This window comes from Methanococcoides methylutens, from assembly GCF_000765475.1.
GTDB lineage: Archaea > Halobacteriota > Methanosarcinia > Methanosarcinales > Methanosarcinaceae > Methanococcoides > Methanococcoides methylutens.
Genome location: NZ_JRHO01000002.1, coordinates 135,502 through 147,809, shown reverse-complemented (window position 1 = coordinate 147,809; position 12,308 = coordinate 135,502). Strand labels below are relative to the sequence as shown.

The 12,308-nt window shown below is 45.0% G+C and carries 14 protein-coding genes; 2 read left to right on the top strand and 12 right to left on the bottom strand.

Going from position 1 to position 12,308, the window contains the following annotated elements:
• Positions 1 to 66: 66 nt before the first annotated feature.
• The 12 genes from LI82_RS00805 to LI82_RS00750 form a co-directional block, all read right to left on the bottom strand.
• Positions 67 to 1,986 carry a hydantoinase/oxoprolinase N-terminal domain-containing protein gene (locus LI82_RS00805; protein ID WP_048193061.1) on the bottom strand — a complete coding sequence of 640 codons (1,920 nt, stop codon included), beginning with the start codon at positions 1,984 to 1,986 and terminating at the stop codon, positions 67 to 69.
• A gap of 144 nt (positions 1,987 to 2,130) precedes the next feature.
• Entirely contained in the window at positions 2,131 to 2,754 is a 624-nt protein-coding gene (locus LI82_RS00800) for a HemK2/MTQ2 family protein methyltransferase (RefSeq protein WP_048193060.1), read from the bottom strand.
• A gap of 5 nt (positions 2,755 to 2,759) precedes the next feature.
• Complete coding sequence (gene rsmA, locus LI82_RS00795; RefSeq protein WP_048193059.1) at positions 2,760 to 3,572, bottom strand: 16S rRNA (adenine(1518)-N(6)/adenine(1519)-N(6))-dimethyltransferase RsmA; 813 nt, start codon at positions 3,570 to 3,572, stop codon at positions 2,760 to 2,762.
• A 17-nt stretch (positions 3,573 to 3,589) separates the two neighbouring features.
• Positions 3,590 to 4,186, bottom strand: a complete 597-nt coding sequence (locus tag LI82_RS00790) for a DUF655 domain-containing protein (protein WP_048193115.1) — start codon at positions 4,184 to 4,186, stop codon at positions 3,590 to 3,592.
• 76 nt (positions 4,187 to 4,262) lie between these two features.
• On the bottom strand, positions 4,263 to 4,616 hold the full coding sequence (locus tag LI82_RS00785; RefSeq protein WP_048193058.1) for an RNA polymerase Rpb4 family protein: 354 nt from the start codon (positions 4,614 to 4,616) through the stop codon (positions 4,263 to 4,265).
• Between the two features lie 153 nt (positions 4,617 to 4,769).
• Positions 4,770 to 5,066, bottom strand: coding sequence for a 50S ribosomal protein L21e (locus LI82_RS00780; RefSeq protein ID WP_048193057.1), 297 nt, complete (start codon positions 5,064 to 5,066; stop codon positions 4,770 to 4,772).
• Between the two features lie 65 nt (positions 5,067 to 5,131).
• Entirely contained in the window at positions 5,132 to 6,424 is a 1,293-nt protein-coding gene (locus tag LI82_RS00775) for a tRNA pseudouridine(54/55) synthase Pus10 (protein ID WP_048193056.1), read from the bottom strand.
• Positions 6,425 to 6,454: 30 nt separating this feature from the next.
• Positions 6,455 to 7,063 carry a tRNA (pseudouridine(54)-N(1))-methyltransferase TrmY gene (gene trmY / locus LI82_RS00770; protein ID WP_048193055.1) on the bottom strand — a complete coding sequence of 203 codons (609 nt, stop codon included), beginning with the start codon at positions 7,061 to 7,063 and terminating at the stop codon, positions 6,455 to 6,457.
• A 292-nt stretch (positions 7,064 to 7,355) separates the two neighbouring features.
• Positions 7,356 to 8,378 carry a DUF21 domain-containing protein gene (locus tag LI82_RS00765; protein WP_048193054.1) on the bottom strand — a complete coding sequence of 341 codons (1,023 nt, stop codon included), beginning with the start codon at positions 8,376 to 8,378 and terminating at the stop codon, positions 7,356 to 7,358.
• A gap of 229 nt (positions 8,379 to 8,607) precedes the next feature.
• Positions 8,608 to 9,513 (bottom strand): 30S ribosomal protein S6--L-glutamate ligase, encoded by a 906-nt coding sequence (gene rimK / locus LI82_RS00760; protein WP_048193053.1) that lies wholly within the window; start codon positions 9,511 to 9,513, stop codon positions 8,608 to 8,610.
• Positions 9,510 to 9,992, bottom strand: coding sequence for an ATP-dependent zinc protease family protein (locus tag LI82_RS00755; RefSeq protein WP_048193052.1), 483 nt, complete (start codon positions 9,990 to 9,992; stop codon positions 9,510 to 9,512). The genes rimK and LI82_RS00755 overlap by 4 nt, the downstream gene beginning before the upstream one ends.
• Positions 9,993 to 10,102: 110 nt before the next feature.
• The gene (locus LI82_RS00750; RefSeq protein WP_052402639.1) at positions 10,103 to 10,603 is read right to left on the bottom strand and encodes an META domain-containing protein; all 501 of its coding nucleotides are present in this window, start codon (positions 10,601 to 10,603) and stop codon (positions 10,103 to 10,105) included.
• A 267-nt stretch (positions 10,604 to 10,870) separates the two neighbouring features.
• Here LI82_RS00750 and LI82_RS00745 point away from each other — a divergent pair, with 267 nt between their 5' ends.
• Positions 10,871 to 11,650, top strand: coding sequence for a TIGR00266 family protein (locus LI82_RS00745; RefSeq protein WP_048193051.1), 780 nt, complete (start codon positions 10,871 to 10,873; stop codon positions 11,648 to 11,650).
• A gap of 23 nt (positions 11,651 to 11,673) precedes the next feature.
• The gene (locus tag LI82_RS00740) at positions 11,674 to 12,306 is read left to right on the top strand and encodes a metallophosphoesterase family protein (protein ID WP_048193050.1); all 633 of its coding nucleotides are present in this window, start codon (positions 11,674 to 11,676) and stop codon (positions 12,304 to 12,306) included.
• Positions 12,307 to 12,308 lie beyond the last annotated feature (2 nt).

The following is a 12,308-nucleotide window of genomic DNA, read 5'->3' as shown; positions in this document are numbered from 1 at the left end:
CCTTTCTTTCAGCTTGTCGCAGGATCTCCGGGAAATCGGTGGATATTTTTCCATTCCTGTTGATTTTCAGATCTCTCGTTTCGGTGTGCCGATACCTACGAAAACAAGTTTTGTTTCCAGTGGCAGGCTGTCACCGTGCATTGTGATATCGTTCCTTGTTACTTCTATACGTACATCCTCTGCATCCAGTCCGGCTTCCTTCATGTATCCCAGAACAAGTTCTCTTCCAATCTTATCTGCATATTTGAGAGCTTCCGGGTGTGTCTGAAAGATCTCACGCTGGCCTTGCACGAACACGATATTACTTATCTTCGATTTCTTTCTTACATTCTTGATAAGTATCTCGATCCTTTTGATACCCTTTCCTACAAGTGCTCCTGCTGCATTTCCAACTTCGGAATGCTCAGGAAGTATAACATCTGCGTCTATCAGCTTTCTGACATCTTCCACATAAGCCCTTACAGGTCCGCCCAGGAGTACTACGGGGATGTCAAGTTTGAACTTGGTGTGATGATCACCTTCAATGACCTTTCTGATCTCCTCGGGATGTACATCTTTCAAAAGATAGGACATAAGGTAAATGGCCATATTCTTGGCTACTTCATTTTTGACCTGCTGGCAGAATTCACCCTTGTTCTGGTGCGTCATGCGTCCGAGTATTGTGGCGGCAATGTTAGAGGCTTCAGCATTCCATTCATTGTAGTCCCCGAGCACATGTAGTGCATCGGTTGGAGTGAATCCGATAGCTTGTATAAGCCTTTTCTGAATGAGCAGGTCAAGAAAGACCGGTGAAGGAAGTTTATCCAGGAAAATACCACTTATGGAAACCGGCTCATCTCCAATCCTGTCATAGATCTCCTTTTCAGATGGGGAAAATTCCGATGTAGGTTCCTTTCCTGATCGAATAAAGAATTTAGTGGGCTGTATATTATCGCTCAGCAGCATTCTTGAGGGCACTCTTGCCGTTTTAAGCCTTTCTATCAGCGATGGATACTTTGTTGCAGCAACACATAGTGGTATTACCCTTCGTGGGCCAATGTTAGGTTTCTGGTTCTTGATCCAGATGTGGCTATCTCCACCCATTGCAGAGGTTTCCATGCGAATGGCCTTGACCTTTGTCTGCCAGCCACCGACCACTGCTCCCTCATCACAGAGTTCCGGCAGTTCATTTTCTATCATAGATACATCTGTACTTGTACCTCCGACATCAATGACTGTACATGTCTTCGCTTTGCTAAGGTATGCTGCACCGACAAGACTTGCTGCGGGACCTGAGAAGATCGATTCAATAGGTTTTTCTTTTGCTTCATCGATACCGACCACGGAACCGTCACATTTGAGCATAAGAAGCCTTGCGTTTATGTTTCTTCTGTCCATCTCACCAATGATCGTCTCTATGAAATGATCTGTTATTGGGATCAGTTGTGCGTTAAGGTATGCTGTGATGCCACGATTGTATGCACCAAGATCCTGGGAGAGCTCATGTCCGCAAACGCTTGGCAGCCCTGTCAATTCTTTGATCAGTTCTTTGATCTGAAGTTCATGTTCAGTATTACGTATGCTGAAGTAAGATGAAATTGCAAAGGCTGAAACTATGTCTTTGTTCTGGAGGATAAATTTCCTGACAGTTTCCATGTCTAGTTTTCTTATTTCTTCTCCGCTGGGACCATGGCCACCATCAACAACAATATAGTTATTTATGGAATGAGTTTCCGGTATTACATAATCCCCTGCCATGATAAGTGCAACAGGATATCCGGTACCTTCAAGGATTGTATTAGTGGACAGTGTTGTAGATACGGAAACCAGCTTTATGTCTTTGAGGTAACTCTGATCTAATCCGTCAAGAGCGTTCTGAATGCCTATCAACAGGTCTGGATAAGTTGTTCTTGCTTTTGTAGAATCAACGATCTCGCCATCCGAATCCCTTATTATTACCGCATCGGTGTAAGTACCGCCTGCGTCAATACCCATGCTGTATTGCATCTTTTATCACTCCTTTAACTCCAAATCTCAGACTCTTCTTTGCATGAAGGCTATAGCATAAAATGAATCAGGGATCTTGTCCCTAATAGAAATGGTTTGGAATCGTATATAAGAGTTGTGTGCAATATGTGCAAAACCTATTGTTTAACTTCTAGTTTTGGCAGGATCCAATTTCTGAGCCAGGAAAGTGCCTTTAACCACTATCAGTTCCTCAAAGAAACAGTTATCGCTGCCACAGGTGTCGACTTCAAATCCGCATGCTTCCATGCGTTCTTTTACCTGCTCTATGCCTGTAAGTGATGATATGAGGATAAGTACAATTCCGTTCCGGGTGAGATGTCCCGGAACTTCATCAATGAAACGATTTACTGAATCCCTGCCATCAGCCCCGCCATCGAAAGCATAATTAAGCCATCCTGGAACTTTCTCATCTTCTGATGTGGGAAGGTAGGGTGGATTAAAAAGGATGAGGTCGAACATAGGTCCGGGCTTAAAACAATTGAACATATCTGCCCTGATCACCTCTACACCACTTGACCTTGCACAGGTGGCAGCAATCGGGCTGATCTCGGTAGCAATGAGGTCAACATCGACGTTCTCCTGAAGGACTGCCGAAACAAAGCCTGTACCTGCACCGACCTCCAGTACTTTCATGCCTTTCTTTGCATTATCAATGGCAACGTCAGCAAGCAAATAGGAATCTTCAGCGGGGTCGTAGACCTGCTCATCAAGATTTATGTTTGCATTCCTGTAGGTTATCGTTACCATGGTCTTTACATCGCATTCTTCATTTTGCAGATGTGATTGGCAATGTCTGCAAGTTCATGGGGCTCAAGGTTCTCAGCACGCTTGTTCATCTGCTCTTCTGGCAGTCCATCAACTATTTCCTTGATGTTTGGGACCTTTAACAAATGATTACCTTTGATAATTGCGTTCCGGAGCTTTTTACGCCTTTGAAGGAACCCGGCGGTAACAAGGTTCAGGAAAAATTCGGGTTCATCAACCTGGAATGGTGATGGGCGAGGAACAACTTTCACAACGGCAGACCACACTTCCGGAGGTGGTGAGAATGCTGAAGGGGGGATCTTCATGATAATGGAGGTATCAGCAAAATAGTGTGTGTTAACTGAGAGCCTGCTGTAGTCATCGGTATTGGCTTTCGCAACCATACGCTGTGCGAACTCATACTGGTACATCAGTACGCCCAGTTCAAAGTCATGCTCAAAGAGCTTAAATGTGATTGGCGAGGATATCGAATATGGGAGGTTTGCAACAACTTTGTTGAACTCTGGTATGTCGACCTTTAGAACATCGCCATGGATGATCTCTATTTTCTCGTTGTCGGAAAAACGGTCATGAAGAACATCAACAAGCCGGGGGTCAAGTTCTATGACTATGACCTTTCCTGCTTTTTCCAAAAGCCTTTCTGTAAGATTGCCGATGCCGCCTCCGATCTCAAGCACAACGTCATCTTCGCAGAGGTTTGCCTCTTCGGCAATAGAATCAAGAATTCGTTCGTCGATCAAAAAATGTTGGTCATGGCATCCGCCCTGGATGCCATATTTCTGTAGAATTTTTCTTACCAAGGCAATGACACCTGTCTTCAATCGTTTTTTGGACGATGCATTGGTACTGTAAAGAGCCTGTATTTGATATTATCATCTTTGAGCTCTTCAAGAATACGGTTTACAATGACCTTCTCAGGGGTATGTACTCCGCCAACACGGTCATGCAGGTCCTTCAGGCTCTTGAACTCGCCCTTCTTGCGCTCATCAATGATAGCCCACATGAGCTTCTTGCCGATACCAGGCAGGAGTTCCAGCATATGCAGTCTTGTTGTTATAGGATGCGCCTCGTTGAAGAACTTGACGAACTTCTCTTCCTGGTGCCTGACGCATTCCTCAAGTACATGAGGGACCTCAAGCTGTGCACCATGGCTAAGTTCCTGATAGTGGATCCTGTGCTTTACATGATCGATCTCATCTCTGTCCCCGTCACCAATGTAGACGCGGGACTGTATCTGCGGATTTGCTCCTTCTTTTGGAACAAGCTCCATAAGTACAAAGTGTTTATCACCAACTGCCTGGACCAGAGGCTTCTTCTGGTATGCCGGACGTTTGTCTGTTGTACTGCCATAAGGCAGGTAATCAAGGACCCATGCGTAATCCTCTTTCTCAGGTGGTGTTCCCCTCTTTCTCATAGTATCCTCCAGTATGTTGTGCATCGGTGATGAAACTTACTGTCTCCATCAAAAAAAGTAAAGTATGAGATATAAATTATTCCATTGACTCGATTACCAGATTCAGTATCGTATCCAGTTCTTCTTCGGTCAAAGTGAATCTCTCTTTTGCGTAAAGTGCCCTGAGCTCATCCCTGCTCTGAGGCATGATGTCAGCAATATGTACTGCGATCTCAGGTTTCATCTTCTCCAGTTCAAGAAGTTTGCTTACAAGTTCTCTGGACTTTTCGGCACTGATCTTTGCGAACATGTCTGCATGGTTGATAGCTTTGCGCAGCTCATATCCCAGTTCTTCGCCGCGTTCTGTGCGTTCTTCCATTATCTCGCTAAGTATTTCCTTGACTTCAGGAACAGTCAATAACTCTTCACTCTGAACTTGTTTGACGATCATTAAAATACACTCTTTGAAATTAAGTATAGTTTACCGTTTTGAGAGCCACACAGTTGTAGCGGACGTAATCTTTCAGATAGGTGTTTTTATAGATATATCTATCGACACCTGAATATGTCAATGTCCAGACTATTGCTAGTCTGGAACATGAACTTAGTTGTATTTCTGTGGTTTCAGGTGCTGTGGAAGGGAAATAACCTCTTTCATAGAGTTTCCGTCCCTGACCTGTAAAAGGTAAGCTCTTCCGCGCTGTCCAAGTACCTTACCGGTCTTTCCCTGGAACTTTGCGTTTGGCATTCCCTTCTGTATGCTTGGATCGATATCGATGTGGACCATCTGTCCGTCTTCGAATTCCTGGATAGCCTTGCTTACAGGAGAGAGTCCCCTTTCTCTAACAGTCTTCTTCAATTTGTACCTAGTACAGCTTCTTTCACCGTGTGATGTTGGCATTATTTTCCTCCGTTGTTCAGGTCGTGGATAAGACCTATGTTTGATAAATTTGATGGTTAGCCGACTTAAATGTCGACTCCGATGACGTCCAGCTCGGCAACGGTAGCCTGTGTGCCGATGAGCCCTGTAAGGCTTGGCACGGTTCTTCCTTCGTCGCTGGATATCAGTTCCTTGACATAGAGGCCGCCCTCGCAATGAACTTCGATCATTGCATAGTCCTCGGTCAGTTCGTTAAGCTTAATGTCATGGACGGTTCGCTTACGTACCAGATCTGCCCTTCTGTGAGATACACGCTGTGGTGTTCTCTGGCCGATCTGTGCACCAATGAGTTCATTGATGGCCGATCTGAGTTTCTCCTCTGGAATTTGCTCTTTGAATGTAACTTTAAGGTTATAAACTTTATCCGCCTTTGAGCTCTTGAGAGCCTCGACAGTGGCCTTTGGTGTAAAAGTAAGGCCAATTACTTCTATCTTGCCGGCAGCACGATCATTGATCTCTTTCTCAACTTTCTTAAGATCGCATGCACGAAGCAGTGGTTCAACAGCCTCTACCACGAAAGGTCTTCCGGTACCGAGCATCAGGGCATCGATGTCCTCACGGCCTGCACCATGGAACTTTGTGTCAGTGCAGCGCAGTGCTTCGATAACAGGGTCCTTGGTAAGCTCATCAACTGATTCTGGATATTGCTTTCCGGTGAAGTTGCATGCCTCGCATCCCCTGCCCTTGCATGACCTGCATGGCCAGCGTGTCTGCGGTATGGTTCGCACAAGTTTCCTGTACCTTCCAAGGATATAGACCGAACGCACCTGTAGAATGACCTCTTCGTTAGCAAGGTCAAGTGTCACGAGTATATCCGGGGTGTCAAGCTCAACTTCTTTATTTGTCCTTTTTGCAATGAGCTTTCCTACCTCGCGATTAAGCTCGGACTTGAACTGCTCCGCATGGGTGGCTTCGGATTCTGTCCAGAGTATCTCCTCGTTCTCGCTCAGGAGTCCGCTCATCTTTGTTCCGACAAGGAACGTAGAATATTCATAATCCTTGAGTGCGATCTCAGCCCTCTCGGCCCAATCATCAAGTTTCTCGAAAAGTCCCAGACATACCCAGCATTTTTCATCTTCGCCTTCCTTCCTCAATGATTTACGGGCGTTGATACTTGAGCTGCTTAACTCTTCCAGTATCTCTTTGTCACCCTCATCCTTGCTAATGCGGTCGCCTTCCATAGCGAGTGCGAGCTTAACGGCACGTCCTCTTTGATCATTGGTCAATCCGGTAGAGAGCTTTGCGAACTGTCTTCCCATACAGTGGTCACAAATGGGTCCTTCCTGGATGATCTTCTTTGCAGTATCGAGTATGTTCACCTGGTCACTTCCTTCTTCCTGTTCCTTAAATTACTGGACCTTCTCTGCCATTGTCCTGTCGATCTCATTGTTGATCAGTATTATGCAATGGTCTGCATGTAGTGGTATTGGGCCAAGGGAGATGGTCTGTGCTCCCTGCTCATTTATCATTTGTTCTTCCTCTTCAGTGACACCAACATGGTCACCAAGAATGAACACAGCATCATCTGTAAGGTCGGAAACTTCGCGTATATCTTCGCCATCTTCATGCAGGTAGATAAACTTTCTTCCTTCTTCCCTGAACTCGGTCAGGAGGGTGTCAAGACCACCCTTTTTAATGAACACTCCGGGTGTGGAGCGTGTTTCCCATTCGCCTGCTGTTTTCTGGAGTGCTTTCTTGATAAGTGAACCTGCACTTCTCTCATCAGGGTTCAGGTACCTTATGTGCTCTCCGTCAAAACGGACTATCTTTCCGGGCTCCGGTTCTCCAAGTAATACCAGATGAACCTGAACATCCCTTCTCAGATCGTGGGATAAGAACAATGATGAGTTTATACATCTGCAAAGGATATCCATGCGGCCGGCTGCTCCGGGCATGTCATTGAGGGAAAAGTCGCCTGTTGTCAAGGCTTTATGGGCAATTATCACAAAATCTCGCATATTTTAGTATCCTGTCTTGTTTTTTGGTGATAACCATGTTTTATTAGATTAAATGCACCCTTAGATAACACAATACTTTCTTTATTTAGTTAATGTGTAATCCGGGATGATTCTTAATAAAGAATATAGGATAAAAACATATCCACTCATGTGAACATCTTCGGTTGGCATAATATCAATTCAAAAGTTTATTTTGTTGGGTCTTCATGATGATGAACAATACTAACTATGGCATAAATAATAAAAATAGAACTAAAGGTACTAATAAAAAACCAAAAAGAAAAAAGCGAGGTCATCTGACTCTATTGACGATACCCCTGAAAAGCCGACCAAGGATATCAGAACCTGTTATGACTATCTTTTCAGGGTCGTCATCATTCCAGTAAAGTATGAGATCATTATCTATGACATCATCTTCAGAGTCCACAGGATATACCTTCAGCTTGTGGAGCACATCTCCTATCTTTTCCTTAGGGCTTTTTACGATTATAGGGGCATGGCAGTATCGTAATGGATAGAATGGTTTTCTGTAGATGGCATCCCTTATGAACGATGTGGAATCGATTGCCACTATAGGATGGTCGTTCTCATCGACAGCGATGATCCATTTCTTGGCAGGCCGTGCTATCTTCTGAAGCAGCTCTTCAAACTCTGGTGTTCCGATCTCCGGAAAGATCGGTCGGCCGTTATAAGTATCAATTTCTATTATGGAATTCTGGTCTATGAGGGAACCTTCCTGCTTTATGCTAAGGTCGTCAAGTGACAGGAAATTCAGAGCACCAAGTCCTTCCATCCTGTCGATATCGCTGGTATCCTCCCTGATATGTTTTTGAAGCATTATCCTTATGGATGTCTCCTTGAAGAACTCAAGCTTCTCCGTGCCGAGCCATCTATCAAGTACCATTGCAGAAGGCTTTGTAACAGGATATAATAGCATTATGTACATTTTCACAAGAGGCGTTAATGAAGCACCCATCTTTAAGGCATTCCTTGTAAAATATGCCTGTGGCATTATCTCTCCAAAACATGTAATGAACACTGTAGAGAATATGAATGCAGAGCTGCCTATCATTACTGAATCCGTTAAAAGGGTAAGCAGTACATTGACACCCACATTACCCCACAAAAGGGTGGAAAGCAGTAAGTGCGGGTCCTTCCTCAGCTTGAGGACCTTAATTGCGTGTATATTGTGAGCTTCGGCTTCTATTTCAAGTCTGAGACGGCTTAACCCAAAAAGACCAATGGTCAACCCCGAAAACAGTGCAGATTGGCTCAGGCAAAGAAGAATAAGTAACCAGATGATGATATCATTCATAATTTATTGTTTCACTCCAGGTAGGAAAAATTGCTAAACAATATTACGGGGGCACAAAATAAAAGAATTTCTGTATAATTGGAATTTGGATCATCTTCTAAATGATCATTTTTGAGATTATATTTTTCAAAAGCCGTAAAGATAGCATTAAGGTCATGCCTGTTTGTCTTCAATTTAAAAAAATCAGGAATTAGTAACTGCAATAGGCCGTGGTGGCCATCAATATGGATCAGCCTTTCCCACGGGTCCTTGTTTTACCGGTTTTACTGTTCTTCTCGGTATAATCAATGATCATGCCTGCAATATCCTTACCTGTTGCAGTTTCTATTCCTTCCAGACCGGGGCTGGAATTTACTTCCATTACCAGAGGGCCGTGATTGGATCGCAAAAGGTCAACGCCGGCAACATTGAGTCCCATGATCTTTGCAGCACGGACGGCAGTTGAGCGTTCTTCCGGTGTGATCCTGATGATCTCGGCCGTACCTCCTCTGTGTATGTTCGATCTGAATTCTCCTGCAAGTGCCTGCCTTTTTATGGCTGCAACTACCTTTCCGCCTATGACGAAACAACGAATATCAGCTCCGCTTGCTTCTTTGATATATTCCTGGACCAGAATATTGGCTTTTACGCCCATGAAGCCTTCTATCACACTTTCTGCAGCCTTTTGTGTTTCTGCCAGTACTACACCAATGCCCTGAGTTCCTTCGAGCAGCTTAACAACAAGGGGTGCACCGCCGACCATTTTTATCATGTCTTTGATGTCATCAGGCTTGCTTGCATATCCCGTCACAGGCAGTCCTATCCCTTTACGGGAAAGCAGTTGCAAAGACCGAAGCTTGTCCCTGGAGCGGGTGATTGCGACCGATTCGTTCAACGGGTAAACTCCCATCATTTCGAATTGTCGGAGAACTGCAGTACCATAGAATGTCACAGATGCACCTATACGAGGGATAACTGCATCAAAGCCATCAAGCTCCTCACCCTTGTAGTGAATGGTTGGCCTGTGGGATGTGATGTTCATATAGGCTCTTAGTACATCTATTACCTGAACTTCGTGCCCTCTTTCTTCGGCTGCTTCGATCAGGCGGCGGGATGAGTAAAGCTTACGATTTCTTGATAATAAGGCGATCTTCATTTGTCAACCTCGGTCTTTAGTTTGTATATCTTGTATGCGTCAAGTTTCCCGTTCATATAGGATTCAGCGGGGTCAACAAATGCCCGGTTCTCTATTGCACTGCGTCCCAGAAGCATCCTGAAGCGCATGGTATCACGGTCAGTAAGTGTAATTTCAATTGGATAACGAAGGGAAGCAACAACTACGTCTGTTTCGATGACATATCGCATCTCTTTGTGGCCGCCGGAATCTGTCACCTGACGTTTGTCCTTTAAAGGTGCTGTGCACTCGATCTGTAGTTCCTGGTCATTCTGTATGGGGTGAACCATGAAACGGACCATTTCAACATCATTGTCTCTGTAATGCTCCACATTGAAAGCATGCAGTGCTGATGTCTTTGCACCGGTATCCACTTTAGCCTTTATAGCAGGTAGTCCCAGTTCCGGTAGTGCGACCCACTCTCTCCAGCCAAGTATTAATTTGCGTTCTTCCTTATCCATGAGATATCTTAAATCGAGAAAGAGCAATTAAGTATAAATTAAATTTGGTGGGATGAAGAGTGCATAAGCCTTTTCTTCCCCTGATCCAAAAAAAGAGTTAAAAAAGTGGTTTAGTCCTCAGCTACTTCTCCTTTAACGAAGAGCATTCTGTCACCATTCTCTCCGATACCCAGAACAAGCTGATCGTCATCCATTGAGACGTTTGTAACATTGCTCAATAAAGAAAGGTACTGGCTGTCCAGTGAGTCCGGTCCACAGTATGCAAGTGTTATTGGTCCTGGTGCTAATGTAAGGTTATTTCCTTCCAGTTTATAACTGCCACTTCCAATGTTGCAGTCCGCTTTAATGGAGTATGTTCCATCTGATCTCAACGTAAGTGTGTAGTTTTCCGGATCAGGAACCACTGACTGGCTGGCTGGTTCTGTTTCTATCAGGCCTGACCATTGCCATTCTATGTCAATGATCTCATCAGGGGATACGATATTCTCTTCTTCCTTTTCTGTGTCAACAATGTCGTTCCCATTATCAGCTTCTGTGCAACCTACTGCTATCAGGGTGCAGGTAAGTACTGCAAAGATTATGAAAATTGATAATAATTTTTTTGTGTTCATAATTTGATTATCTCCTGGTTCTCTAAATCTAAATACGCCGAGTTCCTATTTATTGGTTGCTTAAGCTACAGTTCAATTTAAAGTCTTCAGGTACTGATTTTAGTGTGATGTTGTTTGTCATTGGGTGGGCAAAGACGTTAAGAAGGCGTCTCCATACAAAAAAGCCTTTACGTCTGCCTGCAATATGTTTATGTGCTTTTAAGCGCAATATTTCCGCAGAGGGAACTTTTCAAAGTGAAAATGCTGTCCCGTAGAGGAGTACTAATAATGGCAGATGAGATCGATTATAAGATTCATGGAAATGAGATGCAGCTGGTAGAGATCGGGCTTGATAAAGGGGAAACGGTAAAGGCAGAGGCCGGAGCCATGATGTTCATGGGCGATGGTATCAAGATGGAGACCTCTACAGGCGGAGGTATTCTGAAAGGTCTCAAAAGAGCATTCTCAGGTGAGGGCTTCTTTATAACATCCTTCACCCAGACCGGTAAAGGTAAGGGGAGTGTTGCTTTCGGTGCCCCTTATCCGGGTAAGATCGTGCCGATCGATCTCTCTGAAGAGGGTGGAAGCTTCCTCTGCCAGAAAGATTCTTTCCTTTGTGCTGCTGATGGTACCGATGTTACTATCGCATTCTCCAAAAGGATCGGAGCAGGTCTTTTCGGTGGTGAGGGGTTCATTCTCCAGAGACTTCACGGTGATGGTCTTGCATTCGTCCATGCAGGTGGCACTGTTTTGAAAAAGGAGCTTGCACAGGGAGAGACCCTGAGAGTGGATACTGGATGCTTGGTAGCATTCTCTGAAAGCATTGACTATGACATCCAGTTAGTGGGCGGTTTCAAGAACGCGCTCTTTGGTGGTGAGGGTATGATACTGGCAACGGTCAAGGGACCGGGTAAGGTATACCTCCAGAGCCTCCCGTTCTCCCGTCTTGCTGACAGGATCGCTGCAGCCATCGGTTCCGGTGAATCCAACAGGGGAGAAAGCGGTGGTATCTCAGGTATCGGTGAGGCTGCACTCGGTGGCATCCTCGGTGGCGACAGGAAATTTTAATGTTATTTCTTGAGGTATGAAAAATGAGAATACTTGCCCTTGCGGATGTACATGGTGATCCTTCCCATATCGATGGCCTGCTGGAGAAAGCAGGTGATGTCGATCTTGCGGTGATCAGTGGTGATCTGACCCAGTTCGGTCCTGGCAGTGGAGCTGAGAAATTGCTTTCAATGTTCGATGTACCAGTCCTTGCAGTTCCCGGAAACTGTGACCCGAAGGATGTCATGGAAGCGATCGATTCATCGGATGCGGTAAACCTGCATAATTCTATGAAGAAGATAGATGGTTTTACGTTCATAGGAATGGGCGGTTCCTGCCCAACCCCATTCAATACACCCTTCGAGCTTGAAGAGGATGAGATCGAAAAGACCCTTGAGCCACTTTTCGAAGCTGCTGAAGGCACTATAGTGCTCCTCTCCCACACTCCTCCTAGGGGGTTGCTGGATGACGTCGGAGGCCAGAATGTGGGAAGCACAGCCGTGGCTAAGTTCTTTAACCGTGCAAAGCTCGTGATCTGTGCGCATATCCATGAGGCAAGGGGATTCGCCAGATCCGGCGATACTTTCCTTGTAAATCCTGGCATGGCAGCACAGGGATATGCTGCTTTGATCGAGCTGGATGAAGATAATGTAAGCGTGGTCTTCCTTGAGGACTGAGC